Below are 26,958 nucleotides of genomic sequence, written 5' to 3' on the forward strand. Positions count from 1 at the left end.
CCGGCAACCTCGAAGGGTCGCGCACTCGTAGTCCCCCTCCCCGTCCCCAGAAGCAGAAGACAGCCACGACCTCAGTGCTCAGGCTCTTGATCAGCTGTGTGTCGGGCCGAGCCTGTCCGGATGCGTCCGGACAGGTCCGGACGGACGCTGGGACTGTGGCCGGGAACCCACCCGTGATCGTTCATCCACCGGCGCCGAGCGGCGGCAGGCGGGTGACGATCCGCGGCAACCAGGTCGGCACTGCGTACAACCTGTTCGACGTGCTGGAATTCCTGCGCCGCGCGAATCTGCCGGAAACCGATACCGCAGTCGACGATCCGGAGCTGATCGAGTGGCGGGGCGGCGGCCCAGAGGCATGGGGCGAATCGCCGCCGTGACGATCAGGCGCCCTGGCCCTCGGTCAGCGATCACGCCGGGGAAACAAGCACCGGGTGCGTTTGTCGCCCGCGCCCTCACATAGCCATGCACGCCGTGCCGGAAATACGGGGGAGAGTGAACTGTGGCGATGGTCGGACTGTTTTGGATCGGCGAGGATTCGATGTACGTGGGGTTCCCCGCCGGTCGCGGACGGGCGCTGTGTCCGGCTCACTGCCGAAGGGCTGGAGGTGGTGGACCCCGACGGCTCACAAGCGTGGGCGTGGACGAGCCTGCGCTCTGCGACCGTCGAGGCTGCACCCGTGCGCGGCACGGTGGGCATTCGGCTGGGGACGGCCGTGGAAGCGTTGCTCGCGGCGGTGTCCGGCATGGGCGGTGAGCCGGCGCAGATGGACCTGCGCCTGGAGACGGTGGAGGGCGCAGAGGAGGTACCGGTGTACTCGGCGGCAGCCGCTGGTTACAGCACCGAGGAGATCGCCCTTTCCCAGTCCCTGCCGGCCCGTTTCGTGGCGGGCGCGGCCGACCCGCGGACCCTCGCAGCCTGGGGCCGCCAGCACAGCAACCACGGCACGCCAGAACCGCGCACGCGTAGGCACTCCTACGCGCATGGGCGCAAGGGTGAGCCGGTGGCTACGCCCTGTGCCGAGGGTGCACGCGGGAGGCATGGCCGTGCGCTGTTCTCTCCGGCTTGTTGGCCACGTAGCCTCCTGACCTGCACCTAGTAGGTCGTCATGACCTTCGCTGCTGCCGGGCTGAGCCCTGACTAAGCCCGGCGTTCTTCGTGAAGGAATCACCGGGCCGCCGGGTCTCCTGCGAAGGCCGCCCGTGCGGCGTTGCGGCCCGTGCTGGCCGGTGAGAAGGACCGCGCCGGGCTCAGCACCCGGGCCGAGGTCGTGGACGCCGACGGCACACTGGTGTGCGCGGGCCGCTTCGACTGGAGCGTACGGCGACGGGGGTGAAGCGTGGTACGAGCGGGCCGGGTCGGGGCTCAGCCGTCCGCGGACTTCTCGGAGGGACGCAGGTTCTCCTGGAGGTCGCCTGCGCCCGTGATGATCGCGGTGTAGAGCCCGGAGCAGTTCATGAACGCCTGGGTCGTGGCCGCGTCGATGGTGGTCTCGGGGACGGTGGCGCACAGCTTGCCGAAGTACTCGTCATAGTCCTTGTCGATGGCCATCGTGCCGTCCAGCGTCGCCTGGTACCGCTCCTTGTCCGGACGGGCCTCCACGTCCTCGCGCAGCTGCTCCGTGATCGCGTGCACGGCCGCCGCATGGGCCTCGCAGGCACTGCCCACGCCCGCCCTGCATGCGTCGGGCTTCGCGCTCATCGCATCGCTGATCCTGCCGTGCCACTTCTTCTCCAACTCCAGGGACTCGCTGCCCTGGTCGCCGGTGGAACCACCGCAGGCGGCGACCGCCGCCACCCCACACACCAGTAGCGGTGTCAGCAGCCTCAGTCCCCTACCAGCCCTCATTACACGCCCCCGGTCGTCCGTCTCCTGCCCGCCCTGGCCGGGCGGAGCGCCGAGATCGTAGCGCAACCACGGGGAGCCTGGAGGGACTTGATCAGGTCGGAGAGGAGCGTGCAGGTTCGCAGATTCCTGGAGGCCCAACGCGCAGAACTCCAAGTCAGGCCGAGAGGCTCGTAGGTCTTCGGGTGGGCGGCCGCTCGCAGTGACCTTGACTCAGCTTCTGGTCAGCGACCCAGGGCGGCTTCGCGGCTCGCCGTGGGGCAGGTAAATGGGCGACCGATCCCTCGTAGCCCTTGATCAAAACTGCGTCGTGGGGGCGGCAACGCAGGAGGCGAAGGTCAGCTGGTCAGCTACCTGCCGGTTTTACCCACGCCGGTTGGTATTTACGCGTCAGGCAGAACGGATGTCCGGCGGGGTCGGCAAAGACCCGCCACCTGTCGCCGCCCGGTTGGTCCTCCGGCTTGACCGCGCCCAGCTCCAGCAGCAAGGCCTCGGCCTCGTCGAGGTCATGGACTGCGAAGTCGAGGTGGGCTTGTTGTGGCGCGGCCGGGTCGGGCCAGTGGGGAGGCTGGTAGTTGTCAACGCGCTGGAAGCCGATGACGAACCCGTCCTCGCGAGTGAGGCCGGCGAAGTCACCATCGGATTCGGGGTGAGGCTCGAGCCCGGTCGCCTGCCGATAGAACGCGGCCAGCGCCTCGGGATCGGGGCAGTCGAGTGTTATCGCCGTCAGCTTCATCTGCGGGGGCATGGCAACTCCGTCACGGCCAACAGGCTCTCGGGCACAGGTCACGTCACACTGTACTGATCAGCTTCACACTTCGGACGTGGCTCCAGGCCAACGCCGAGCCGCAGCAGAGCGTCGATGTCATCGACAGCCTCGGCACCCACCCAAGGGGGCGAAGCAATGGCTGGAGCACTCGTCCGTGTTCAAACGGATCTTGCCCGGAGCAGGAACGACGCCAGGCTGACCGCGTGCTGCAGGCGCAGGTCGGAGTGGGTAGTCCGCTGAAACGACGCCGTAGGGCCGATGGTCGCGAACCGTCGGCCCTGCGGCTTCCCCGTGGGCCCTCTCCGGGCCGCCTGGCCGATGCCTTGCCGTCTCAGCGGCTGTCCACGGGCCACGGCCCGCCGAGTCCGCTCGTGACGGCTCGGCCAAGGCGCGGGTTCACGCCGCGTACAAGGCACTGGAGCTTTGTACTGCCCGAACGAAGCAACTGACGTCAAAACCGGGGCGGTTGAAGGGCGCCGGGAGGAGCCTGACGGGAGCCCGACCATTGGCCAGGTGGTGTCCGGCATGGAGGCGGCGCGAGCTGGAGCGGATCCGCGAAGCCGAACGCGATCCGGTGTGATCCTGGTGAGCTCGCGAGCGAGGGTGCGGGACTCGGTTGTCACACCCCGAGTCCCGCACCCGCTTCTTGTCTCGGGGCTGTATCAGGTCGATGCTTTCCTGGGCGATTGTGTAACCGACCCTCGCGAACTGGGCGGCCATCGGGACGTTGGTCTGGTCCGTCCCGGCCACGATACGGTCCATGACCTCGTCGGCGAGCTTGTGCGTGGCCTCGACGAGCAGGTCATAGGCGTGTCCGTGGCCTCGGTGCTCGGGCACCACGCCGACACGGCCGATGAGGGGGTCTCCGTGGCGACGGCCGGGACTCAGGCCGACGAGTTCCCCGGCGGGGTTGTGGGCCAGGCGCCACCACTCGCGCGGGCCCGGTTGTCCACGCCTACCACTGATCCGGTCCCGCACGTGCCTGGGCGCCCTTCTTCGGTGCGCCCGCGCAGGCTCGTCCCGTCAGGGGTTAGCTGGAGGTGTACCGGGGCTGGCAGGCGGTCGACCGGCCCGCCCGCCCCGCGGGATCAGGGAGGTACCGCGATGACCAGCACCGTCAAGGACATGCTCGCCACCTACCCGGCCGACCTCGGCGACATCGACCAGGCCAAACTCACCCGCTGTATCGAGCAGTGCATCGCCTGTGCCCAGGCGTGTACCGCGTGCGCGGACGCCTGCCTGTCCGAGGGCATGGTCGGCGATCTGACCAAGTGCATCCGCACCGACATGGACTGCGCCGACATCTGCACCGCCACCGCCGCCGTCCTCTCCCGGCACACCGGTTACGACGCCAACATCACCCGCGCGATCCTCCAGGCGTGCACCACGGCCTGCAAGGCGTGTGGCGACGAATGCGCCTCCCACGCGGACATGCACGAGCACTGCCGCGTCTGCGCCGAAGCCTGCCGCTCCTGCGAGCAGGCGTGCAACGAACTGCTCGCCGGCCTCGGCTGACGGACGACGGGCAGGGACCGGCTCAGCCGGGCAGCGGGGTCTGCTCGCGCCGGCGGCGGCGCCCGTAGCGGTCACCCCGCGCCGCTTGAACACCGGCAGTGCGGCGGCGGTCAGGAGCACCACGAGAGCAGCGGCCGCGACCAGCTGGACGCGCATGCCCTCCAGCTCGCCGCCCGCCAGCGTGGCCCGCGCGGCTGCTTCGGCGAGGTGCCCGACCGGCTGCATGTGGACCAGCAGCAGGAGGGTCGCGATCGCGGTGATCAGCAGTTCCGCGATCACCCAGTAGTGGCGCAGCAGCCCGCACACCGTCCCGAACGACTGGATCAGCCCGGTCAGCAGGGAGGCGAAGCTGAAGGGAGCGATGACGTACCAGCCCACCATGTCCATGGCCAGATAGGCGCCCCGGGCGGCCAGGTCTCCTGATTCATACCTGCCAAAGTCCAGTGACGGTGCCCTTTTGCCGGGGCCGACGAACCGCCCCGACCGATACGGCGGTGAGGCTGGATGAGACAAGACACCAGCCCGTCCCCCACCAACTGAAACTCCACCAAAGACGGGCATTTCGTAGCGGGTGCAGGGCCCTGAAGCCCCTGGCCTCGGCATACGGCCGATCCGCTCCCACCGCAGCCCTCGCAGGCGAAAGTCCGCCGAGCTCCATGCCGACGATGGCTACGACGACGACCACCTGCGCCGATGGCTGCGCAAGGGCGGCTTGGCCGGCACCGCTGGACCATCGAACGCACCACGGCCTGGCTCGCCCGCTGTCGCCGGCCGTGGGGGCTCGCCCTCCAGCAGGGCTTGCCCGAGCGGGGTCAGGCTGTGCAGGACCGCCGTGCCGATCCGGGTGGTGGACACCAGCCCCGCGTTCCGCAGGACGGTGGCGTGCTGGCTGGCCGCCGCCAGGGAGACCCCGATCCGCTCGGCCAGCGCGGTGGTCGTCGCCGGGTCCCGGAGACCGGCGAGCACGGCCGCCCGAGTCTGCCCGAGCAGCGGCCCCAGAGCGCCGGGCGGGGCGTCCGGCCGGTCCGACACGTGCATCGGGTGGACCAGCACCGTCGACTGCTCGGGGCGCCACATCACGAGCGGCCCCGTCGCGAACCAGGACGGCATGAGCAGCAGCCCGCGACCGCACAGCGGGATGTCGTACGTGGACCGCGATGGAAGGTGCAGGATCGGCGGATCCCAGAGCCACGAGGGGCTGAGTGTGGTCAGGAGGGCGTCGACGCCCCCGCGCAGCAGCATCTCGGCACGCAGGGCGCGATCGGCCAGGCCGTCGGTCCGGACCCGCGGCCACAGCGGAGCGATCGACGAGGCGTGATAGCGCCGCAGGTCGTGAGTGAAGGTCCGGCGGGCCGCGGCCGCGCCGGCGGCGAACTCGCGCGACCAGCGGCCGGAGGAGCAGGGCGAGCCGGAGGAGCCGGGCGAGCCGGAGGAGCCGGGCGAGCCGGAGGAGCCGGAGGAGTCCTCGAGCCGCAGGTCCGTGACCAACCGCTCGGCAGGGGTGCGGCCGGCCAGATCGAGAGCGGTGGCGAAGTCGCCGGCGGACGGCTGAAGCAGGAAATCCGGCATGGAGCCGTCGCGCGGCACCAGGTCGAGGAGGACCCCGGCGCGCGCCGCCAGGCTTCCGTTCATCCGGCGCTGCCACCGGTCGACGGCGGGGCGGGCGCGGCCTCCGGGGGCCGTACCGGTGCGCAGGCCGCGCACGCTGAGAGCGGTCTCCCACAGGGCGTTGGGCTCCGGGGCGAGGGTGATCTGGCGCAGATCGGCGGCGTCGAAGTGTAAACGGATCACGCCGACGATTATCGGTCCGGTGGAGCCTTTCGCCCAGACATGAAAGGCCGTGCGGCCGCGAAATGCGCCCGACAGGCTCTCGAGGCGGCCCCGCGGTGCGGGGCCCGTCCACGTACACGCACCCGGAGGTCTTGACGATGCCCGGAACCGCCCGTCTTGTGTGCCTCGGCGCCTCGGTCCTGCTGGTCGGCCTCGCCGCCGTGCCCGCCCCGGCCGTCGCCCGCCAACTGCCCGACACCTACGTCGTGTCGCGGTCCCCCGGCGTCCTGCCCGAGGGTATCGCCATCGGCCGCGACGGCACGATGTACGTGTCCTCGGACGGCACCGGCGCGCTGTACCGCGGGAACGTCCGCGATCCCCGACTGCGGCCCTTCCGCGCCGAGGGCGTCGAGGACCGGCCGAGCACCCTGGGGGTGCACACCGACACCCGGGGGCGGGTCTTCTCGGTGGGCGGCGCCGAGCTGACCGTTCACGACCGCCATGGGCGACTGCTGGCCTCGCGCACCGCACAGGACGGTCCGCTCGGGGCGCCCGATCTCAACGACCTGGTGATCACCAAGGACGCCGTCTACGTCACGGACTGGGCCAACCCCGTCGTCCACCGCGCCGAGATCCACGGCGGCACCCTGGGCCCGCTCCTGCCCTGGCTCGACATCCGTTCCGCCTTCCCGCAGTTCCCGGCCCAGTACTGGCTGCTCAACGGCATCGTGGCGGACGAGGAGGGCGCGACCCTGCTCGTGGCCTCCAACGGGACCGAGGCCGTGTGGCGGGTGGACGTCGCCACCCGGGAGACCGGGCACCTGGACCTCGGCGGGGCGTCCTTCGGGGCGGACGGCATGCTGCTGCGCGGCCGCACGCTGTACGCCGTGCTCAACTACGGCGCCCCGAGCGGCGTCTACATCGCCGAACTGGACGAGGGCCTGCGCGCCGGGTCCGTGACCCACCGGATCACCGGCGAGCCCTTCGACCTGCCCACGACGCTGGCCCGCCACGGCTGCCGGCTGTACGTGGTCAACAGCCAGAACGACGAGCCCCCGGGGAAGCCCCCGTACACCGTGAGCGCGATCCACGACCCGGTCTGCGAACGCTCCGAGAACCGCTGACAAAAGGGGGACGGTGGATGTACCCCTGACGGGGCGAGGATCTCCCGGCCCTCGCCGATGAGGGGGTAGCTGTGGGCGACAGCGTTCCGAGGGAGCTCCTCTCTCTTGCCGATGACGTGAGGGACAGCGTCACCGTCAACGTTCTGGGGCGTGACCCAAGGTGGGCCGCCGGCCTCGATGCCGAGATCGTCGTCAGGACGCCCTTCGCGTCCGGTCGTGGCGACTCGGTGCTGCCGACCTCGAAACCGGACAGCGGGGCCGGCGCGCTGAACAGGCTCGACGCCGACGAGGACGTCGCCTGGATGGAGTGGGACAGGGGCTGTCCACCTTCATCCAGCTCACTGGCGAGTGCGCTGGAAGCGAGCGAAGACCGCGACGGTATCGGGGGATTCGAGACGTTGGCGCATCCACTGGCGCTACGACACCCGACGCTGCGCCGAGGACGGAGTGGACTGTGCAGGTAGCCGGCCTGCTGCGAGGCGAAGCCTGATCGTGCGGGCTTCGGGGCGAAGCGCGAACTCGGGCCACACATCCGGCCCACAGGCCCGTGAGCCGAGCCCGTGCTGAGCCGCATCGACGATCAGGTGACTCGTCGTCGAATCCGGAAGCTCAAACGGGTGTCCGGCCTGTGCGATCTGCTGTGGGGTGTGGCGGCTGAGCGTGAAGCCGGGGCGACGTCCGTGCGTGTCCGGGAGTGTCACGATGCGCAGCACCTCGGTGCCGGCACTCGTCAGCGCCAGCTGTCGCAACTGGGGGCGGTGCCCGGTCTCCTGGGGTCGCGCGTAGTCGACGGAGAGGTCGCGGACGGTGGCGGAGAAACGGCCGGTGCGTGCCGCGCGAAGACTGTCCGGGTAGGACTCGAGCGGGCCGAGGCCGAACCACTCGGCGCCATCGACAGGAGCCGCGCCATCGGGCAGGTCGAAACGTATCCCGATCCGCGGCCACACCGTCAGCCAACCGCTCGAGGGCTCGATCTCCACACGCAGCTCGAGTTCGTCGCCCTCGAGCGACCAGACGGACTCCACCATCACCGACAAGGCGGAGTTCGCCGCGGAGACTCTGTCGATCGTTTGCAGGGCTTCAGCAGTGCGCTTCACGGACACTCGCCGCGAGGTCAGCCGGTCGAGTCCGTCGCGACGCCACAGTTCGGCATGGGAAACCCCGGCGACGCCGGCGTCGCTCTCCTCGACTTCTTCGGACGCGCCTTCATCGTTGTCGGTCGGGGCACGAAACAGTTCCAACCGCGGGCCCGCCACAGCGCGGCCGGCGAGGCGCACGAGGGACCCGTCGATGAAGTCGGCGATTCCGAGTGTGAGCGTTCCGTCGCTCTTCCGCCAGTTGTTCCGGGGTCGCACGCCGGGCGCGGGACGACGCGTCGAACGGTCCGCCTGGGCGGTCGCGATCACATGCCCGTCGCTCGCCCAGGCAGTCCGGGCCGCCAGTACAGCGTCAATGGTCAGCCACGTTTCCGAGACTTGGGACACCGGGATCCGGGGAAGCGGCACACGGGCCGAGTCGCCTGCCGCGAGGACGGGGACCTCCATGTCCCCGGAATCCACCAGTGTCCCGTCGTGCTCGACGCGCCAGTGGAAGCGCAGATCGGAGGTGTCGGCCGAGTGCCGCAGGTTGGTCATCGCGACTTCGTCACCATCGAAGGTGAAGCGGACCGGCTGCACGACCGCCTTGTACTCGTGGAGGCCGGGAGTCGGGACGTCATTGCTCAACAGCATTCCGTCCATCACGAAGTTGCCGTCGTGTACGACCTCTCCGAAGTCCCCACCGTACGCGTAGTAGGACATACCGTTCGGGGTCGTCGCCAGGATGCCGTGATCGCGCCATTCCCAGACGAAGCCGCCGTGGAGCCGCGGATGCTCGTGCACCAGCGCCTCGTACTGGTCGAGCGCTCCCGGCCCGTTGCCCATCGCGTGGGCGTACTCGCAGAGCAGGAACGGCTTGGTGCGCTGCCGAGCGCCCTGCGCGGGAGTGCAGTTCAGCAGCGTCGAGCGTGAGCCGTCGGTTCCGATCTGCTCGGTCTCGAGCACCGACGCGTACATACGCGAGTAGATGTCGGTGTATTCGCCGGCGTGGTCACCTTCGTAGTGGACAGGTCGTCCGGCGTCGCGAGCGTGGACCCAGGCTGACATCGCGGCGAGGTTGCTGCCCGTTCCTGCTTCGTTGCCGAGCGACCAGATGACGATACTGGGATGGTTCTTGTCGCGTTCGACAGTGCGCTGGATGCGATCGAGGTACGCCTCACGCCACACCGGGTCATCGCTCGGATTGCCGACCCAATCGAGCTTGTCGAAACCGTGCGTCTCGAGATCGCATTCGAGGATGACCCAGAATCCGAGTTCGTCGGCAAGGTCGAGCAGTCGTGGATGCGGTGGGTAGTGGCTGGTGCGGATCGCGTTCACGTTGAAACGCTTCATGCGGGCCAGGTCTTCGCGGGCGTGGTCCTCGTCGAAGACGCGGCCGCGCTCGGGGTGGGTCTCGTGACGATTCATCCCGTGGAACACGACGCGGCGGCCGTTGACCAGGAACTGGTCGCCGCGGATCTCGACCGTGCGGAAACCCGCCCGCATGGCGATGCTCTCCACGGCCGTCGACACGGTGACGTCGTACAGGCGAGGCTGCTCGGCCGACCAGGGCTCCACGCGATCGACGTCGAACGGGGCCACGTCGGCCGGTGTCGCCCAGACCTGCTCGATGCCGAGTTCAGGGAGGCGAAGGGTGACCGGGAATGCTGCCGCATCGGCGGTGATCTCCGTCTCGACGCGTCCGTGTCCATTCTCGAACCCGGTTCGCAGCCAGACGTCCTCGATGCCCCCGGCAGGCCGTGCGATCACGGTGACATCGCGGAAGATGCCGGGCAGCCACCACTGGTCCTGGTCTTCGACATAGCTGGCCGCCGACCACTGGTGCACGCGCACGGCAACGACGTTGTCGCCCGGGCGTACAGACGATGTCACGTCGAACTCGTGGGCGAGCCGACTGCCGCTGGCGCTGCCGATCTCGTCGCCGTTCACCCACAGCCTGAAGAGCGACTCGACACCGTCGAACCGCAGCACGACGCGCTCGGCTGCCGACCAGTCGGCGGGCATGTCGAAGTGGCGCCGATAGTCGCCGGTGGGGTTCTCATCCGGGACATGGGGTGGGTCGATCGGGAACGGGAACTGCACGTTCGTGTAGATCGGCCGACCGTAGGCTCCGTCACCCTGGAGCACCCAGTGCGAGGGCACGGGGATGCTGTCCCAGTCACTGTCGTCGAAGCCTTCGGCCGCGAAATTCTCTGCCACCGGGACCGTTGGCGACAGACGGAAACGCCAAAGCCCGTTCAGCGAACGAGAGGGGGCGTCGGAGTGCAGCCACGAGCGCGCCGGGCGCAGCGCGCCACGCCCTGGTGTGGTGTCCGAAACAGACGCGGAAAGTCGGTAGTGCACGAGGTGACAACTCTTTCTCGAAAACAAAAAGGATCCGAACGCCGGCTGCGTGCGCCGACCCGAGTGATCGGGCCTGGCCGCCTTGGCCGTCGGCGTTGTGCGGAGAAGGCCGGCTCCAGGTGGACGAAGGCGCGCTCAGTGAGGTCCGCCTGTGCCGTGGATCGCGAATCTGACGATCACCGTTGGTCCGTCCTAACGGAACACGACCGTTCGGATCTCCCACGGGCCGAGGTCGAGTTGCAGTTCGTCCGCGACCGACGTCGCGGAGAGCGGGCGGCCGAGCAGGTCGACCGTGGTGACTTCTGTGAACGCACCTGTCATGCGGGCGGTCGATCCCCTGGCGCTCATCGCGGCCAACCGCACCTCGGTGCCGTCACCGCGCTCGTCGTCGCAGACTCGGCGGATGCTCGAGACGAGGACGTCCGCACCGTCGACCTGCACGCCGGTCGCGTCGGGGGGCAGTTGACCTCCGGCGGACGCGGTCCCGCGGGTGACGAGCACGTCGTTGCGGAAGTCCTCGGCGAGAGCGACCGCGTTCGCGCCCTGCCAGCCGGTCGCCGAGGGCACGACGGCGAAACGGTTCTCGATGCGCACGCCGAGATCTTGCGCGCCCGGTGCGGGGATCTCCGCTGCCGCGGGCTCGTCACGGAGTGGATGGATGTTGACGCTGATCGAGCCGATCGCGCGCAGCAAAGTGATGGCGAGTTCGGAGCCGTCGCCGACGAGTTCGTACTCGGTGGCGTGGTCGAGCAGTACGTTGGCGGCGCCGGCCGACACGAACGAACTCGCGGGGAAGGTCGGGATCGGGTATTCGCCCCAGCCGCCCTCGGCGGTGAGGCCACGCTCGGTGACGGCGAACTGCCCGGCGGATGCGGACACGGCCGTCGGCTCGGGCAGCGGCACGTGGAAGCGCAGCCGGTGGTCGGCGGACTGGTTCAGGAACGACGTGGAGACCCGGATGAACGGCTCGCCTGCGCGCACCTCCACGAGCGTCTCCACCGGGGTCGGAACGGTCTGACTGCTGCGCCGGTCGCGCTCGGAGGAGAGCACGGTGGGCCAGTCGTAGACGCGGGTGACACGCATCCTCGACCGCAGCGGGCCGTTCTCGATGAGCTCGACGGCGACCTCCGCCGGCTCCTCCACGAGCAGGTCCTGTGCCGGCGGAGCGTAGTTGTAGCTGTCGCCGCGGTCGCCGCCATCGACGAGGCGGCCGACTCCGTGCAGCACGGTGCCGTCGGCCCCCGTCACGTCCAGGGTGCCGTCGGCGGCGATCGCGACCTCGACCAGTCCGTTCGAGAGCGCGCGGGCCCTCGCCGTCGCGGGTGCGAACGCCGTCGACTGCGCGGCGGCCCGGTCGCTCGGTTCGACCCGGAAACTTGCAAGCCCGGAGGCGGGGACGTTCACGGGCACCAGCGCGGTCGCGCGGGCTTCCTCCAGCGTCAGCACCCTCCACTCACCGGGATGCTCGGCGGCCGCGGCAGCGACCTTCCGGCGCAGGCTCAGCAGGTCGAACGGTCCGCTGGTCGGTACCTCGGCGAGGTGGAAGACGAGCGACCCGGGGGTGAGTTCGTAGTGGTCGATCAGACGCCCGAAGAGCTCGCGGCGGTGGATGCGGCGCAGCACGCGTTCGAGTTGCGAGGCGTCCATGCGCTCGTCGCTGAGCACGGTCGGGGCCTTCGAGACCAGCTGTACGGGCTGCGCCGAGCCGTCGGCGGCGGTCGCGACCAGAACGGTTCCCTCGGGCGGGGCCACGACATCCACCTCGACCAATGCCGTGCGCGGGAACGGCAGCGGGTTGGCGACCAGGTAGCCGTCGCTCGGCACCAAGGTGGCGGGCTCGGCGAGGGCCGCATCCCGGACCGCCCGTGCGGTGTGCGTGGCTTCGGCAAGACGCGCATCGACCTGATCGCAGGTCTCGTCGGTGCCGGAGCCGACGACCGAGTCGTGCGCCGTCGACTCGATGATCTTGTGCCACGCGAGCGAGAGGAACGGCGAGTCGTCGCGCTGGGACCACAGGGCGTTCACCCGCTCGGCGTGGTCGATGGTGCGCTCGGCGACGGCCATTCGCTGCTTGAGCCCGAGCCGCACGGAGAGCACGCCCGGGAGAATGTTCCCGCGCACGTGGCTGCGCAGCTCGCCGGTGACGACGGCGGAGACCTCGTCGCACACGTGCTCGCGGATGTACTCGTCGAGCGTCGCGATGGTGATGGCGCGCTCGTCGCTGGATGCGCGCCGCAGCCAGGTCGCGAGTTGCGGGTCGGGCGCATTGTGGTCGGTGCCGGCCATCGCGAGCACCGGGTCGTCACCCCACCGATCGGCCGTCATCTGCGCGTACTCGTCGAGGGCGCGTCCGATCTGGTCGGGCACGAGCAGGACGTCGAGGCCGTTGTCGTAGCCGTCGAAGAGGAACTCGGTGCGCACCTCGGAGCCGTCGGGAGCGCGCCAGCGGAAGGCGTGACCGTCGACGGAGCCGGGAACTCCGCGCCACAGCGCCGCATGCTCGATCCCGGCGCGCGCCAGGATCTGCGGCATCTGCGCGACATGGCCGAACATGTCCGGCAGATAGCCGATGGGCATCGGGCCGCCGAGGTCCGCCGCGGCCGCCCATCCCATCTGCAGGTTGCGCACGATGGTCTCGCCGGAGCAGAGGAACTCGTCGAGCAGGATGAGCCACGGGCCAATGGCGAGCCGGCCGTCGGCGACCAGGGCCACGACCCGATCGCGGTTCTCCGGTCGCATCTCCAGGTAGTCCTCGATCGCGGCCATCTGCCCGTCGACGGTGAACCGGAAGTCCGGGTTCGCCTCGGCCGTGTCCAGCACGGTGTCGAGAGCGGCGACAAGCCGGTGCCGGAACACCTGGAAAGGCTCGTACCATTCCCGGTCCCAATGGAAGTGGGGCACGAAGACGGCGGAATTGCGCATGGGGAGCGGGACCTTCTGTGCTGGCGGGGCGATGTGGAGGACAGGAGAGCGCGGGTGCGGAGTCACTTGAGGGAGCCGGAGGCGAGTCCGGTGCGCCAGAACCGCTGGAGGAGGACGAACAGGATGATCACGGGCACGATCGACACCAGCGAGCCGGTGATCACGGATTCCTGGAGGAGCGGGGCACGGGCGGTCTGGCCGTTCCACTGGTACAGGCCGAGCGTGATCGGGAAGAGCGACTCCTTCTGCAGCATCACCATCGGTAGGAAGAAGTTGTTCCAGATGGCGACGAACTGGAACAGGAAGATGGTCACGAGCGACGGCGCCATCAGCCTGAACGCCACCGAGAAGAACGTGCGGAACTCGCCGGCGCCGTCCAGGCGCGCCGACTCGAGGATCTCCTGGGGGACGGCGGCGGAGGCGAAGATGCGGGCCAGGTAGACACCGAACGGACTGACGATGCTGGGCAGGAACACCGCGAGGTACGTGTTCACGATCCCGGTCGCCGAGAACAGAAGGAACAGCGGGAGCGCCAGCGCGGTGGTGGGCACGAGGACGCCGCCGAGGATGACGGAGAACAGGAACTCGCGGCCCCGGAAGGTGAACTTGGCGAGCGCGTAGCCGCAGAGCGCGGAGATCAGGGTTCCGACGGCCGCGCCCAGCACCGCGTAGATCACGCTGTTCAGAGCCCACCGCCCGAAGATGCCGTTGCTGCGGCCGAACAGGGTGCCCAGGTTGTCGAACAGGTCGAAGTGCGAGAACACCAGCCCGTTGGTGGAGGCGAGGTCGCCCTGCGGTTTCGTCGCCGCGACGATCAGAAAGTAGATCGGCAGCAGGAAGTAGATCGCGAGGAGGAACATCAGAGCCATGGCAGCCGTGCGGCTGACGCGGCTTTCGCGGATCAGGGGATGGTTGCTCACAGTCCCGCCTTCTTCGAGGTCAGTCGCATGAACCCGAAGCTCAGAACGAAGGTGATGACGGCGATGACCACGGAGATCGCTGCTGCCTGCTGGTAGTTGTTTCCGGAGGCCACCGCATACGCGAGCATGTTCGGTGTGTACGTGCTCGAGATGTTCGAGGAGATCTGGCGAAGCACGGCCGGCTCGGCGTAGAGCTGCAGCGTGCCGATGATCGAGAACACCGTGGTGAGGATGATCGACGGGGCGATGATCGGAACTTTGATCCGCCACGCGATCGCCCAGTTGCTCGCACCGTCGAGCTTGGCGGCTTCGTAGAGCTCCTGCGGGATCGACTGCAGCGCCGAGAACATGATCAGCATGTTGTAGCCGGTCCAGAGCCAGGTCGAGACGTTCGCCGCCGACCACAGCACGGCGCCCGGGCCGAGGAAGTCGGGCTGGAAGCCCATGCCCTTCAGCAGGTCGACGACGGGGCTGAGCTGCGGCGAGTAGAGGTACGACCACATGATCGCGGCGATGACGCCGGGCACGGCATACGGCATGAATGCCGAGATGCGGAAGAACGACTTGAGCTTCAGCAAGGGCGTGTCGAGCAGCAGCGCCATGATCAGCGCGACGAACAGCATGACCGGCACCTGCACGATGCCGAACAGTCCGATGCGACCGATGCTGGACCAGAACTCGGTGTTCTGGAACACCTGCACGTACTGTTCGAAACCGCCGAAGGTCGTGTATGACGTGCCGTACTGGCCGCCGGTGCGGCGCACGACGAGGAAGCTCTGCCAGATCGCGTAGACGATCGGCACCAGGTAGAACAGCACGAACGGGAGGAAGAACGGGATCAGGAACGCGACGATGGTGCCTGCCCGGGGGCCGCCGCCGTTGAGACGGCGGCGGCCCGCGGTTGCCGCCACCACGCGCGTCGCGCGGGTTGCGATGTCCGTCATGCCGCGGTCACTTGCCCGCTATAGCCGGGATCGCCTGATCCTTCATCGACTTCAGCGCGGCCGCCTGAGCGGCCGAGAGTGCGTCGGTGAGCGTGCCGTCGCCGGCTGCCGCCTTGGCCATCGCGTCCTGGAGCGCCAGGTTCACCGTCTTCTGGGTGGGACCCCAGGTGAAGCTGGTATCGATGTTCTTGGACGAGTCGGCGAAGACGTCGAAGATCTTCTCGTTGTTGTAGTAGGGGACGCCCTGCGAGAGCGCGGGAAGCTCCAAACCGGCGGTGGCTGCCGAGTAGAGGCCGCCCAGCTTGTTCTCCAGCGCGAGGGCTTCCGGGTCGGTGTTCAGCCAGGAGTTGAACTTGACCGACTCGTACAGATGCGTGTTGCCCTTCATGAACGCGACGGTGGATCCGCCCCAGTTGCCGGATGCGGCGCTCGAGCCCCATGTCGGCATCGGAACGATCGACCACTTGCCGGCCTGGTCGGGCAGGTTGTCGCGGAACATGCTGTAGCCCCAGGCGGCGCCGACGTAGCTGGCGATCTGGTTCTTCTGGTACGCGGCGTACATCTGGGTCGACCCGTGGGCGAGGTCGGTGCGGACGAGCTTGGCGGCGATCAGCTTCTGCCAGTACTCGGTGACCTGCTTGCTCTGGTCGGACTCCACGGTGACGTGCCACGTGTCGCCGGAGTAGTCGTACATCTCGGCGTTGTTCTGCCAGAGGAGTCCGTTGAACCACTCGGCGTTGTTCGGGTCGAAGAACGTGATACTCAGCTTGGGGTCTGCCTTGTGCAGCTTCTGCGCCTGCGCTGCGTACTCGTCCCAGGTCTTCGGGATCGCGAGGCCGTGCTGCTTGAAGATGTCCCCGCGCACGTAGAGCGCCATCGGGCCGGTGTCCTGCGGGAAGGCGAACACGCCGGTGCCGCCGAAGCTGGTCTGCGACCAGGTCCACGGCACGAACTTCGACTTGGCCGCGATGGCTGCCGAGCAGGCCGAGGCGTCGACGAAGGCGTTCTGGGAGCGCAGGTTGGGGAGTTGGTCGTAACCGACCTGAGCGAGCTCCGGTGCCTTGCCCGCCTTGAGGGCGTTGCCGAGGGTGCCGTACTGGTCGTTGGAGATGTTCTTCGTCTCGACCTGGATGTTCGGGTTCTTCTTGTTCCACAGGGCGACGACCTGGTCCATGCCCGGAACGGTGTTCCAGTACTGGAGGGTGACCTTGCCCTTCGCGGGCTCACAGGAGGCTGCGGACGCATCACCGGACGAAGCGGGCGACGAGCACCCGGCGAGTACGGCGGTACTGACTGCCGCGGCGACGACGGCGAGGCGGATGCGCGTGACTGTGCTGCTCATATTTTCCGTTCCAGAGAGCGACTAGCGACGGCGCTAGCCGGGTCGACGTTGACACCTCAGGCAAGGGTTGCGGGATGCCTTCTGGTTGGAATGGACAGGACGCAACGGTGTCGGTACAAGCGCCGAGCGCCGTGGCAGGAAGGGACACACACCATGTATTCCGTTCCCGTGAGCGTTCACGTGAACGTTCACGGGAGCGCTCACGGGTGCATTGATAATTGTTCGGAAGTGTGCGCTCCGGTGCGATCGAGTGTCAAGACTTTTGAGTCACGCACGAGTCCGGCAGGTTAAGCGGACCCGGCCAACCGCAGCTCGGCCCGGACGACGAGGTCGTCGGCCCCGAGCGGGTTCGCCCCGGTCAGCAGCCGTGCGACCTGGTCGATGGCGAGCGCGCCGAGCTTTCGCGTGTCGAGTGCGACGCTGGAGAGCGGGGGCTCGACGAGCGCGCCGAGCTTCAGGCCGTCGAAGCCGATCACGGCGAGATCCTGCGGGACGCTCCTGCCGAGCCGGCGCGCCTCGCGCAGGGCGCCGATCGCGATGATGTCGTTGAAGGTGAAGACCGCGGTGACATCCGGATGGGCGGTGAGCAAGGTCTTGAGCGCCGCTCCGCCGCCGTCGGCCGACTGGTCCGCGCCGACCACCATGCCCGCGTCGATCCCGTACGCCGCCGCGGCCGTCGCGAACCACTCGCGCCGGATGCTCGGCTCGGCGCGGCCGTCGTGGTCGAGCATGCCGATCCGTGTGTGGCCCTCCGCGACCAGGTGCGCGACCGCGGCGTGGACACCCTCCTCACCGTCGATCCGGATCGAGCTGAACCGCGGCGTGTGATGCTCACGGCCGATGAGCACCACCGGGACGCCGCGGGTGAACAGCTCGAGTTCGTCCTCGGAACAGCTGAAGTAGCCGATGACCGCATCCACTTGTGAGCCGATCACCTGAAGCGTGCCGAGTTCCTCTTCGGCCCTGTCCGCGGTGTCGTATACGACAACGTGCCAGCCACGGGCCCGTGCCGCCTCCAGCGCCGCCGCGGCGACCTCGGTGAAGAACGGGTTGAGCAGGTCCGGAATCACCAACCCGATGGTGGTGGTGTCCTGCCGGACCAGACCGCGGGCGAACCGGCTCGGCCGGTAGCCGAGCTCGCGAGCGGCGTCGAGCACGCGCTGTTTGGTGGAGCCATCGATCTCGTCCTTGTCGTTCAGCGCCCGCGACACGGTCTGACGGGACACACCGGCGGACCGGGCGACGTCATGGATCGTGACCTTCCGGGGTTCCGTCCCCGACGACGACACCATGTGTACCTCCCGCTGCTGGCGGGTGCCGATGCGCCCGCAGGGCCCGAGTATGCACGTCCCGGGCGCGGCGGCGCGATATCAGGTGCCCTTGCGGACGTGCCCTCCGGACTCCGGGAACGTGTCACTTGCGAGCGGCTCGTCGCCGAGGGACGGGCCGAAACAGGTCTGGGCCGCTTCCCTCAGTACTCGGTGACGACGACCGCGAGCCCGCCACGGAGGTCTCCTTGCGGCCTTCGCCCCAGCGGCTCTTGATCACGTCGCTGACCTGGTCTCGGCACGATGTGTCTCTACCGCGGCGCGGACGGCAGGCGGACGGTGAACACCGTTACGGCACCGGGTTCGCTTTCGGCCGTCACCGTGCCGCCGTGCGCTTGGACGAGCTGACGCACTATGGCCAGGCCCGGACCGCTGCCTCCGGTGCGTCGGCTACGGGATTTCTCGGCTCGCCACAAGCGCTCGAAGACGTGCGGCAGGTCGCCCGGAGCGAAGCCCTCGCCGGTGTTCTCCACGGTGAGTTCGGCCTGGTCACCGCATCGGCGGGCGGTGAGTGTCACGGCGCCGTCCGTCGGGGGGTGCCGCAGGGCGTTGGACACGGAGACGAACGCTTCAGCGCGGCTTCAGGGCCTGGGTCCGCGAACTCTGGCCCGCGTTCCCGAGGAAGCCCGACAGCCGCCTCCACGAGCCGCCGACGCCCTGCCCTCTCCACGACGCCCCCGACATCACCACCAACCCGGTCCTCCACGGCGTCGACCACGAACAGTTCACCGGCAACACGCTGCTTTACTGCGATCTCCGCGCCTAACCTGATGGGGAATCACAGTGCGGTACGCCGACCGCAGCACCACCACACGCACCCACAAGCTCGAAGAGCCCACCGACCACTCACCCGCCCTCGCCATCGCCGCTCTCGGCCTGCTGGCCGGCCTTGGGCTGCAACGCGCACGAGTGAGCGCCTTCGCCATCCGCGGCGACGACCTGCGTCCGGCCGACACCGCCCACCGCCAACTCTCCATGGACCCCGGCGACGACCGCGCCCGCACCACCGAAGCCGCCGCGGACAGAGCCCGCCGCCGCTTCGGGCCGGGAGCCGTAGGGCCCGCCGCTCTCGCCGGCGACCGCCAGGGCCGGACTCCAGCCATGAGGTGACCCCATGGCAGAACGGCTGATCGCGAAGAGATGAGCGCGCGGTCGCCGCCTCTCTCACCACCCTGAGCGGCGCCGTCCAGGTGCAGCGAGTGGCCGCCGCGCTTGGGCTGGCAGAGGATGAGAGGGCTGCTCCCGCGCCGTGCCGTTAAGGAGGCCCGGACATGCGTTGGTGGTCGTCGCTGATCACGACCGGCCGGGACGGGCTGCGCATTCAACGGGCATTCGCCGCCCCGTCGGCGATCGCACGGGCCGTGCTGGCAGTGCTGCTCGCCACGGTCCTCGGCCTGCTGCTGGACGACCCGGTGGCCGGGGCCATGGCCAGCGTCGGTGCGTTCATCTGCGGCATCGGTACGCTGCTGAGCCCGCTGCGGCACCCTGCGGTGAACGCGCTCGGGATGGCCGCGGCCTTCAGCGCAATGGCGGTGCTGGGGGCCCTGGTGCACGGCACCACCTGGCTGTTCCTGCTGCTGCTCGCGGTCGCGGCGTTCGCCGCCGGGCTGTGGCGGACGGCGGGCGTCGCGCCCGGCATCCGGGGTTGCCTCGCGGTCATCGGGCTGATGATCACGGCTGATCTCGCTCCCGACGTGCGTGGCGGCCTGGTGATGGCCGGATGGATCGCGGTCGGGACCGGACTCAGCGTGCTGGTGCAGCTGCTCCCGCCATACGGTCCGCGGTTCGCCGCCCAGCGCCGTGCCCTTGCGGCCCTGTACCAGTCGCTCGCCGAGGCCCCGGTCACGGCCGGCTCCGCCGCCTTGGGCCCGTCCGCTCCGTTCACGGCTGCCCGGCAGGCCCTGGACCTGCTGCCGCAGTTCAGCCGGCCGGCGGCGGCGGCCATGTTCGGACTGCTGGGAGAGGCCGAGCGCATCCGCCGCGCGCTGCATACCGTACGAGTGACGGAATCCGCGGCGGCAGCAGCTGGGAACCAGGAGGCCCTGGTTGTCGCCCCGCAAGTGCTGGGCACCATCTCCCGTACGGTGGCCTCCGGCCGCGAGCACCGCATCCCCGGGGAGGTCTGGACCTTCCTGGAGTCGTGGGCGGCCGCCTCGCCCGTGCGCGGCCCGCGCGACCTGGCCGCGCGGCTGCGGCTCGCCGAGCAGCTGGCCCGGCGCTCGACCGAGGACCGCATCGGCGATGTACTGGAACCCCACACCGAGGTGCCGGGCCTGTACGCGGGCACCCCCTCCGTGGCACGAACCGCCCGGCGGATCCGGACGCAGCTGCATCCCCAGTCGCCGATCTTCCGCCATGCGGTGCGTCTCGCGGTGGGTGTGGTGCTCGCCGAGGTCGTCGGCCGGTCGATCGGCGGTTGGGGCGGGCTGGGCATCTCCGCGCACGGCTTCTGGGTGGCCCTGACGACCATGCTGGTGCTCTTCCCCGGGTACGGGCACACCCTCGCCCGCGGCTGGGGACGGGCGGCCGGGGCCGTGCTGGGCGGTCTCCTCGCCTGGGTGCTGTCCCTGCCGCACTGGTCGCTCACCGGCTTGGCGGTCGCGTCGGTGGTGCTGGCCGCGGCGTCGTTCGTGACCCTGCGGACCGGGCAGCTGATGCTCAACCTGTGGCTGACCACCTGGATCGTCTTCCTGATCCACCACGTCGGCGGGCTGCCCGGACCCACGGCGTGGGCCCGGGCAGCCGACACGGTGGTCGGCGCCGCACTCGCCGTACTCATCTTCCTGGTCTGGCCGACCTGGTCCACCCGGCGGCTGCCGGGCCTGCTCGCGGAGTGGCTGCGGGTGCAGGACCGGCTGCTGCCCGAGCTGCTGACCGGCTACGCCGACGTCGGGGCGACCGACCGGGCAGCCGTCGACGAGCTGCGGGCGCGGTCACGGCAGGTCAGAGAGCACCTGGAGGCCGCAGTGGAGGAGTCGCACGCCGAGCCGGCCGAGCACCGCGGCCCCTGGTCGAGTGCGCAGCTGGAGCAGATCAGGACCCAGGTGTCCACGGTCGCCGGATGTGCCACCCTGCTGGGCGAACACCTGCCGCGCACCCCGCAGGACACCGTGCCGGAGCTGACCGAACTGGCCGATCCGCTGCACGAACACCTCGCCGCCCTGGCCCGCGCCGCCGCCGGAGCCGAGACCGTGGCTCCGGGGGCACTGCGGTCGGTGTTCGACTCCTTCACCGCCCGCTCCGGCCTGCCGGCCGAGACGTCCGACGGCTCCGGCAGCGCCGCGACCAGCCGCGCCGTCGCCCTGAGCGGCGCAACCGTGGACGCCGTGGAGGCCCTGACCGCCACCATCGCCTCCCGCCACCGCCCCCGTCGCCACGCGGCAGCCTGAACTCCGCACTGTCGCCGTCCGCCCTGACCATGGGTCTCCGTGCCGGGGGTGGTGAGGGGCGAAGCCGGGTAGGCCCTGGTGATTGACGCCAGTGCACGGGCGGTGCGACGCGGTCCGGATGGGCGGATCCCCATGGCATCGCGCCGCCCACCGCAAGGCGTGGCGCGAGACGCCTGGATCCCTACCGCGGTCCGACCACCAAACCAGTCTGCTCGCGGCTCTCGGGGGCCAGGAGCGTCCGCTCTCCGCGCTCGTCTCCTCCTACGACCGCTACGTCGCCTCCTACGACCGCTACGTCGCCTCCGGCGAGATCAACTCGACGGTCACCGACCATGCGGGCCGCCTCGCCGCCGTCGAGGCCGCCCACGTCTGCCGCGACGGGGTCACCCTCGACGGACTCGACGGCCTGACCGTCACGGCCGCCGACTGGTTGTTCAACGTCCGCCCGTCCAACACCGAGCCGCTGCTGCGCCTGAACGCGGAGGCGCGGGACGCGGCGACCATGGAGAAGATGCGCGACGAGGTACTGGCGATCATCCGCACCAACGCGTGACACATCGGCGGGCGACGGCCACCATTGGCGCAGCTGCACGGGCAGTCGCCGATGCTCGGTCGTCCGGCCTTGTTACCGGGCGGGCGACGAACGCCGCGTACGGCGCGTACGGCGCGTCGAACAGTCCTCAGCCCTGGGCCGGCTCCGAGCCGCCGTATTCGTCGTGCCAGTTCCACCACTCGTACGGCGGGGTTTGGGGGTAGCCCTCGGGCGAGTCCTCCCATGCCTCCTGGCGCCCGAGCGCGGTCATGTCGAGGTAACTCCAGGTGGTCCCCAGCGCCTCGTCGCCGCGGGCGTTGATGAAGTACGTGCGGAACACGCTCTCGCCATCGCGGATGAACGCGTTGGTGCCGTGCCACTCGTCCACACCGAAGTCGGTGTCGAACTCGTCGGTCATGGTGTACCAGGGCATCGTCCAGCCCATCCGTGCCTTCACACGCTCGATGTCCGGCTGCGGCGCGCGCGAGGCGAAGACAAGCGTGGTGTCGCGGGCGTTCAGATGGGCGAGGTGAGCGACGTGGTCGGCCACCATGGAACAGCCGACGCACGCGTGGTCGGGCCAGCCGCTGACGCCGGGCTCGAAGAAGGCGCGATAGACGATCAGCTGACGACGGCCTGCGAACAGGTCGAGCAGGCTCGCCTTACCCTCGGGTCCGTCGAACTCGTACCCTTTCTCCACCGCCACCCACGGCATGCGCCGGCGCTGCGCGGCGAGCGCGTCGCGGGCGCGGGTCAGCTCTTTCTCCTTGACGAGCAGCTGCTCGCGCGCTGCCTCCCATTCCTGAGGCGTGACGATCGGGGGTGTCTTCATGGTGATGTCCACTTTCCAGTTCAGGTCCACGCTCATGCGCCAGGCCAAAGATGTGAGCTGGACGCCGCTCAGCCGGAGTCCCTGCATGGGTATCCATATTGACCGTTAAGGTCAGATTTGCGCAGCATCGACATCCTCGGGATCGTGGCTTGAGCAGCCCCGGAAGCGGGCATCGAGGCGTCTCGGCGTGGTTCGGCGAAGCGGCGGGTACGGCGGGTACCTTCTGGCGGGCGGGGCCGGCGCCCGCGTCGCCCAGTACACGCAGGTGACGGCCGAGGGCGGACTTGGCCAGGTGGACGATCGCGTCATTACCCGGGGCGAGGTCACGGAATTCGCCCACCGGCGCACTCGGATGCCCGGCCAGGTGCCGCGCGCCGGCGGCCGGGCTCGCGAGGGCGCGGCCGCGGCAGGGCTACGCGTCGGCTTCCTTCAGCCGGGCCATCTCGGCGGCGTGCTCGCTGATCCGCTTGCTGATGACGCCGGTGGTGTAGAGGACCGCCCCGGTGACGGCGAACGGCATGGAGCCGCCGAGCACCGCGAGCAGTTCGGGCCAGTCGCGCTCGGCGACGCACGAACTGCCCTCCGCAGCCGCCTCGTTCGCGTCCGCGCGGTCCGTGAAGAACGGCGAGTCGCAGCTCACGGGGTCGCTGTAGCCGTCGTCGAACTGGTAGAGCGTGAAGAGCAGGACGGCGAACCACACCCACAGGAGTCCCGCAACGGCGAGGAACACCGCCCCCCAGCGCTTGGACCGCCGGCCCGTTCGCGGAAGTCGCGGTCGTACAGAAGATGCCAGTTGCGTCATGGCGTACGAATCTATTGCGCGAGCTGAACCCGCCCGCCATCGCGTCGGGGCTGTCGACACCTCGGCCGGGGGCGGAGCCTGTGGCCGACGCTGATGCGCAGCAAGCGGGGACCGCCAACACACCGCAGCCGAAGGACTCGGCGTGAACATGCCTTACCCATGGCGTGAATGTGCCGCCTTGATGCGGCCTCGGGGGCTGTCCAATGGCGCGAGCCGACTCCAAGGGAGGCCCTGAATCCGGGAGTCTTCATCAGTGGGCACAGACAGCGCATCAAGCTGGGCTCGTGCACGGTGGGGGCGGACGGCAACCTCGCCTCCGCTCGACATCGACGGGCTCGTCGGCACCAAGACCTGCAACGCGACCAAGGCGTGGCAGGAACGCGAGAACACCTACTCCGGGGCTCATCCGGACGTCGACGGCTCGGCCGGCAAGGGACGCCTCGCCTGGGCACACCGCTGGACCGTCCGGGTGTCCGGCTGTCCGGCTGTCCGGCTGTCCGGCTGTCGGCTGTCCGGCAGTGAGGGCGCCGGCCAGACGCTGCATCTGCAATACGACGGCGAGGTCCTCGACTTCGAAACGACGGCCCGCCTCCCGGGGGAGGCGAGGTCCGCACCCGTGTTCGCGTGGCCCGGACGGGGCGCCGGGCGTGGCGGGTGTACGCGAAGGCCATGGCGACGCTCCGCCCTGACCGTTGCCGCCGAGGTCGATCGCATACTCGCCGACAAGCGGGGCTGGACGAACAGCGGCGCCACTTTCCGGCGCGTGGACCAGCCGCCGTACGACTTCCTGGTCCGCCTGGCCACGCCGGGCACCACGGACACGCTGTGCGCCCAGTACGGCCTGGACACCGGCGGCGAGGTCAATTGCAGTAGCGGCAAGGACGTCGTGGTCAACCTCAAGCGCTGGGTGCTGCTGAGCCCGTACTACCAGGGCCAGCCGGCCGCATACCACGCCCTGATCATCAACCACGAGGTCGGCCACCGCCCCGGCCGCGGCCACCGCGACTGCCCTGGGCCGGGCCGGCCCGCCCCCGCGATGATGCAGCAGATCAAGGGCGGCGGGTGACGGCGGTTCCCCTCCCGTGGCCAACGGCGGCACCCGCTTCCCACCAGTGCGAGGTGCCGCCGTGTCGCCGTCAACCGCCGGGCGCAGCTCACCGCCGAGTCTGTGCTGCAACTTCCCGTACAGCCCGAACGACGCTGCAGCCCTCTGGCGGACGCGCGTAGACCTCGGGCATCATCGCTGTGCTCCACCTGCACTCCCGTCCCATCAGAAGTACGGGCACCAGTAGCAGCACCGTCGTCAGATGCACGGTCAGCACGGTCAGCAGGAGGGAAACCGCAACATGAAGATCCGCTCCGTCCTCAGTGCGCTTGCGCTCGTCCTCGGCGCGCTGTTCGCCCCGGGGTTCGGCGTCGTCACCGGCGCCACCGACGCGCACGCCGTCACCAAGATCAGCCATGCCACCGCGACCTCGATGTTCAGATCGTCCGGAATCACCTGGTCCTCGTCCGGCGGCTGCTCGAACCGGAACAATCCGACCTGTACGTCCTTCGAGCAGCTCAACCTCGCCACCGCGAAGGGAGCTCAGACGCTCAAGAGCGCAAGCGGCTGCGCGCTCAACATCACCGGCGGTACGGAGACCGGGCACGCCGGCGGCACGTACTCGCACTGGAACGGCTACAAGCTCGACTACAGCAAGTACACCTGCGTCGGGAACTACATCAAGAACAACTTCACCTACATCGGCCTGCGGGGTGACGGTGCTCCGCAATGGAAGTCCGCGTCGGGGAACATCTATGCGGACGAGGGCAATCACTGGGACGTGACGTACTACAACTGCGGCGGCTGCTGAGCCGTACGCAGGCGTCCAGAGCCCGTGCGCCGCGCCCCTGTCGGGATGCCGTTGATTCATTCGGGGCCGGCCCACGTGACGTCGGCCTTCGCGACCTGCTTGTGCTCGTGGAGGCTGACGTTGGCCTACGGGAGGCGGCTTCGAGCCCACGGCCTTCATGCCCCGGCTCCGGCGAGCGGGCCACCGACCTTGCTGTTTGGTGTGGCTGGAACGCGGCGCGCATCAGCTTCACCCCACCCAGGGCGTTGTCGACGCCGGAGGCGTCGCGAACGGCCACCTCAACCGCCTTCATCGCGGCGCAGCAGGCAGACTCGAAGTTGCCCAGCACGATGTTGGCACGCACCGCAGCACCGAGAGCCGGGGCAGCGCTCCGAAAAGCCGCTCGCGGGCCTTGAACCGGGCGATGCGCTCTGGGTCCTTGACCGGCACTGCGTGCTCTCACGCGACAGCCCAGGGAAAGCCGAGGATGTTTCGGGACGCAGGGCAGCAGCGAGCGCCACCCCCGCCACGCCGCCCAAGCGTCGGCCCGACCGTGCAGCAGCGGGTCGGCGTCCGGCTCATTCCGGAACGCCTGGCGCGCCGACCCGATGAGCCCGTCGAACCGCGGGAGCGGTGTGGTGCTGCTCGCCGGCTACGGCAAGAGGAGAAGAGCAACCTCCCTTGTGGGCATGTGCCTCATTCGACCGCGGGAACGGGCGCTCCGTACACGAATGTCGCCCACGCGGGCCGGAAAGGGTTGCAGGGGAAGTTTCCGCTGCCCCGGCCCGCTGAGGAGGGGCCGTCCATGCGTCCGGCCCCTCGATGAACTGAGCGTCGAGGGGCCGGAGTTGGTAGCGGGGGCAGGATTTGAACCATGCGACCTCTGGGTTATGAGCCCAGCGAGCTACCGAGCTGCTCCACCCCGCGTCGGTACGTCCACTGTACGCCAACATCCTGGACCCGGACACGGATTTTCGCCCGGTCCCGACCCGCGACTCCGTATGGGGCACGGCCTCGGCACGCGACCGGGTGCCGGATCGCCTGGCGCGCGTGCGGCAAGTGCACGGGGCACCGTCCCTTCGACGGCCTCGACCGACGCCTCTCGCACCGGTTCCGGCCGGGACGGCGAGCGCGAGCGCTGGCTGCTGGTCAAGGAGGGCGACGACCGTGCCTCCGCGGCGCACGACGCCCCTCCACCGAACCGGGCCCGGTCGGCGCGTACCGGCCGCACGCTCACACAGGTCGCGGTCCACGCGGCGGAAGACGACCGGGCCGCCGGGCGCGGAAGGCTCGTCATGAGCAGCTGCAAGCCGGGCGCGAGCACGCTGCTGGACCGGCTGCCCGAAGGCCGACGCCGTGAGCTGTGCTCGAACAAGCCACTGTCGGAAGCTGGACGGCCTACCCGACGACCCGACGACAAACGCCGACCAAAGTCATCCGCGAACAGCCCGCAGGCGCCGACGAGGCGACGCCGGCCGGGGAACCTCTCCCCTGCCGTCGTCGGGGTCACCCGGTGCACTCCCAACCGCCTGGAGTCACTCTTCGCGGCCGGTGCACGTGGGCGATGGCACCGCCGCTGAACGCAGTCGTACTCGGAGAACATGACGGACGCTCGCCGCCCGGACCCGTACCCGGACGGCGGGCCACAACA

20 protein-coding genes, 1 tRNA gene and 3 pseudogenes are annotated in these 26,958 nt (G+C 69.5%); 9 read left to right on the forward strand and 15 right to left on the reverse strand.

The features are described from left to right. The first annotated feature begins 155 nt into the window (after positions 1-155). Entirely contained in the window at positions 156-377 is a 222-nt protein-coding gene (locus ACWCP0_RS26995; RefSeq protein WP_451081370.1) for a hypothetical protein, read from the forward strand. A 986-nt stretch (positions 378-1,363) separates the two neighbouring features. Here ACWCP0_RS26995 and ACWCP0_RS27000 read toward each other — a convergent pair. The 3 genes from ACWCP0_RS27000 to ACWCP0_RS27010 form a co-directional block, all read right to left on the reverse strand. Then, positions 1,364-1,795, reverse strand: a complete 432-nt coding sequence (locus tag ACWCP0_RS27000) for a hypothetical protein (protein WP_451081371.1) — start codon at positions 1,793-1,795, stop codon at positions 1,364-1,366. A gap of 394 nt (positions 1,796-2,189) precedes the next feature. Beyond that, positions 2,190-2,591, reverse strand: coding sequence for a VOC family protein (locus tag ACWCP0_RS27005; protein ID WP_451081372.1), 402 nt, complete (start codon positions 2,589-2,591; stop codon positions 2,190-2,192). A 417-nt stretch (positions 2,592-3,008) separates the two neighbouring features. After that, positions 3,009-3,590, reverse strand: a complete 582-nt coding sequence (locus ACWCP0_RS27010; RefSeq protein ID WP_451081373.1) for a GNAT family N-acetyltransferase — start codon at positions 3,588-3,590, stop codon at positions 3,009-3,011. Positions 3,591-3,716: 126 nt separating this feature from the next. On the opposite strand from ACWCP0_RS27010, the gene ACWCP0_RS27015 reads away from it, so the two are divergent. After that, on the forward strand, positions 3,717-4,127 hold the full coding sequence (locus tag ACWCP0_RS27015; protein ID WP_451081374.1) for a four-helix bundle copper-binding protein: 411 nt from the start codon (positions 3,717-3,719) through the stop codon (positions 4,125-4,127). Positions 4,128-4,796: 669 nt separating this feature from the next. Here ACWCP0_RS27015 and ACWCP0_RS27020 read toward each other — a convergent pair. Beyond that, positions 4,797-5,918: an ArsR/SmtB family transcription factor gene (locus ACWCP0_RS27020; RefSeq protein WP_451081375.1), complete on the reverse strand. Its 1,122-nt coding sequence runs from the start codon at positions 5,916-5,918 to the stop codon at positions 4,797-4,799. Positions 5,919-6,055: 137 nt separating this feature from the next. Here ACWCP0_RS27020 and ACWCP0_RS27025 point away from each other — a divergent pair, with 137 nt between their 5' ends. Together ACWCP0_RS27025 and ACWCP0_RS27030 are read left to right on the forward strand one after the other, a co-directional pair. Continuing rightward, the gene (locus ACWCP0_RS27025; RefSeq protein ID WP_451081376.1) at positions 6,056-7,021 is read left to right on the forward strand and encodes a hypothetical protein; all 966 of its coding nucleotides are present in this window, start codon (positions 6,056-6,058) and stop codon (positions 7,019-7,021) included. A 71-nt stretch (positions 7,022-7,092) separates the two neighbouring features. Next, positions 7,093-7,485, forward strand: a complete 393-nt coding sequence (locus ACWCP0_RS27030) for a DUF5959 family protein (RefSeq protein WP_451081377.1) — start codon at positions 7,093-7,095, stop codon at positions 7,483-7,485. Here ACWCP0_RS27030 and ACWCP0_RS27035 read toward each other — a convergent pair. The 7 genes and pseudogenes from ACWCP0_RS27035 to ACWCP0_RS27065 form a co-directional block, all read right to left on the reverse strand. Continuing rightward, a complete protein-coding gene (locus ACWCP0_RS27035; RefSeq protein ID WP_451081378.1) occupies positions 7,438-10,461 on the reverse strand; it encodes a glycoside hydrolase family 2 TIM barrel-domain containing protein in 3,024 nt (1,007 codons plus the stop codon). The genes ACWCP0_RS27030 and ACWCP0_RS27035 overlap by 48 nt on opposite strands. 192 nt (positions 10,462-10,653) lie before the next feature. Next, positions 10,654-13,383, reverse strand: coding sequence for a glycoside hydrolase family 38 N-terminal domain-containing protein (locus ACWCP0_RS27040; protein WP_451081379.1), 2,730 nt, complete (start codon positions 13,381-13,383; stop codon positions 10,654-10,656). A 62-nt stretch (positions 13,384-13,445) separates the two neighbouring features. Then, positions 13,446-14,252 (reverse strand): carbohydrate ABC transporter permease, encoded by an 807-nt coding sequence (locus ACWCP0_RS27045; RefSeq protein ID WP_451081412.1) that lies wholly within the window; start codon positions 14,250-14,252, stop codon positions 13,446-13,448. Positions 14,253-14,299: 47 nt separating this feature from the next. Beyond that, complete coding sequence (locus ACWCP0_RS27050) at positions 14,300-15,247, reverse strand: carbohydrate ABC transporter permease (protein WP_451081380.1); 948 nt, start codon at positions 15,245-15,247, stop codon at positions 14,300-14,302. A gap of 7 nt (positions 15,248-15,254) precedes the next feature. Continuing rightward, a complete protein-coding gene (locus ACWCP0_RS27055) occupies positions 15,255-16,589 on the reverse strand; it encodes an ABC transporter substrate-binding protein (protein ID WP_451081381.1) in 1,335 nt (444 codons plus the stop codon). A 287-nt stretch (positions 16,590-16,876) separates the two neighbouring features. Further along, the gene (locus ACWCP0_RS27060) at positions 16,877-17,881 is read right to left on the reverse strand and encodes a LacI family DNA-binding transcriptional regulator (RefSeq protein ID WP_451081382.1); all 1,005 of its coding nucleotides are present in this window, start codon (positions 17,879-17,881) and stop codon (positions 16,877-16,879) included. 287 nt (positions 17,882-18,168) lie between these two features. After that, positions 18,169-18,474, reverse strand: a pseudogene (locus ACWCP0_RS27065) (sensor histidine kinase); the annotation flags it as partial. A 220-nt stretch (positions 18,475-18,694) separates the two neighbouring features. On the opposite strand from ACWCP0_RS27065, the pseudogene ACWCP0_RS27070 reads away from it, so the two are divergent. From ACWCP0_RS27070 to manB, 3 genes and pseudogenes are all read left to right on the forward strand, one after another. Continuing rightward, a pseudogene (locus tag ACWCP0_RS27070) lies at positions 18,695-19,027 on the forward strand (DinB/UmuC family translesion DNA polymerase); the annotation flags it as partial. Between the two features lie 161 nt (positions 19,028-19,188). Beyond that, positions 19,189-21,306 carry an FUSC family protein gene (locus ACWCP0_RS27075; RefSeq protein ID WP_451081383.1) on the forward strand — a complete coding sequence of 706 codons (2,118 nt, stop codon included), beginning with the start codon at positions 19,189-19,191 and terminating at the stop codon, positions 21,304-21,306. Between the two features lie 208 nt (positions 21,307-21,514). Continuing rightward, a pseudogene (gene manB / locus ACWCP0_RS27080) lies at positions 21,515-21,859 on the forward strand (phosphomannomutase/phosphoglucomutase); the annotation flags it as partial. A 127-nt stretch (positions 21,860-21,986) separates the two neighbouring features. On the opposite strand, the gene ACWCP0_RS27085 reads toward manB, so the two are convergent. Together ACWCP0_RS27085 and ACWCP0_RS27090 are read right to left on the reverse strand one after the other, a co-directional pair. Then, entirely contained in the window at positions 21,987-22,670 is a 684-nt protein-coding gene (locus ACWCP0_RS27085; RefSeq protein ID WP_451081413.1) for a DUF899 domain-containing protein, read from the reverse strand. Positions 22,671-23,082: 412 nt separating this feature from the next. Continuing rightward, entirely contained in the window at positions 23,083-23,400 is a 318-nt protein-coding gene (locus tag ACWCP0_RS27090) for a hypothetical protein (RefSeq protein WP_451081384.1), read from the reverse strand. A gap of 325 nt (positions 23,401-23,725) precedes the next feature. Here ACWCP0_RS27090 and ACWCP0_RS27095 point away from each other — a divergent pair, with 325 nt between their 5' ends. Continuing rightward, entirely contained in the window at positions 23,726-24,538 is an 813-nt protein-coding gene (locus ACWCP0_RS27095; protein ID WP_451081385.1) for a DUF3152 domain-containing protein, read from the forward strand. Between the two features lie 280 nt (positions 24,539-24,818). Continuing rightward, positions 24,819-25,328 (forward strand): hypothetical protein, encoded by a 510-nt coding sequence (locus tag ACWCP0_RS27100; RefSeq protein WP_451081414.1) that lies wholly within the window; start codon positions 24,819-24,821, stop codon positions 25,326-25,328. Here the strand turns inward: ACWCP0_RS27100 and ACWCP0_RS27105 are convergent. After that, complete coding sequence (locus ACWCP0_RS27105; protein WP_451081386.1) at positions 25,210-25,770, reverse strand: TIGR02391 family protein; 561 nt, start codon at positions 25,768-25,770, stop codon at positions 25,210-25,212. The genes ACWCP0_RS27100 and ACWCP0_RS27105 overlap by 119 nt on opposite strands. Positions 25,771-26,156: 386 nt before the next feature. After that, positions 26,157-26,234: transfer RNA gene (locus tag ACWCP0_RS27110), tRNA-Met, on the reverse strand. Positions 26,235-26,958: the final 724 nt, after the last annotated feature.

This window comes from Streptomyces sp. NPDC001970, from assembly GCF_053594115.1.

What these genes read in the sequence shown, in the direction of transcription:
- ACWCP0_RS27045 (WP_451081412.1), bottom strand. Translation starts at nt 14,252, where the DNA reads ATGGCTCTGATGTTCCTCCTCGCGATCTACTTCCTGCTGCCGATCTAC.
- ACWCP0_RS27015 (WP_451081374.1), top strand. Translation starts at nt 3,717, where the DNA reads ATGACCAGCACCGTCAAGGACATGCTCGCCACCTACCCGGCCGACCTC.
- ACWCP0_RS27040 (WP_451081379.1), bottom strand. Translation starts at nt 13,383, where the DNA reads ATGCGCAATTCCGCCGTCTTCGTGCCCCACTTCCATTGGGACCGGGAA.
- ACWCP0_RS27060 (WP_451081382.1), bottom strand. Translation starts at nt 17,881, where the DNA reads ATGGTGTCGTCGTCGGGGACGGAACCCCGGAAGGTCACGATCCATGAC.
- ACWCP0_RS27085 (WP_451081413.1), bottom strand. Translation starts at nt 22,670, where the DNA reads ATGAAGACACCCCCGATCGTCACGCCTCAGGAATGGGAGGCAGCGCGC.
- ACWCP0_RS27100 (WP_451081414.1), top strand. Translation starts at nt 24,819, where the DNA reads ATGAAGATCCGCTCCGTCCTCAGTGCGCTTGCGCTCGTCCTCGGCGCG.
- ACWCP0_RS27050 (WP_451081380.1), bottom strand. Translation starts at nt 15,247, where the DNA reads ATGACGGACATCGCAACCCGCGCGACGCGCGTGGTGGCGGCAACCGCG.
- ACWCP0_RS27075 (WP_451081383.1), top strand. Translation starts at nt 19,189, where the DNA reads ATGCGTTGGTGGTCGTCGCTGATCACGACCGGCCGGGACGGGCTGCGC.
- ACWCP0_RS27055 (WP_451081381.1), bottom strand. Translation starts at nt 16,589, where the DNA reads ATGAGCAGCACAGTCACGCGCATCCGCCTCGCCGTCGTCGCCGCGGCA.
- ACWCP0_RS27025 (WP_451081376.1), top strand. Translation starts at nt 6,056, where the DNA reads ATGCCCGGAACCGCCCGTCTTGTGTGCCTCGGCGCCTCGGTCCTGCTG.
- ACWCP0_RS27005 (WP_451081372.1), bottom strand. Translation starts at nt 2,591, where the DNA reads ATGCCCCCGCAGATGAAGCTGACGGCGATAACACTCGACTGCCCCGAT.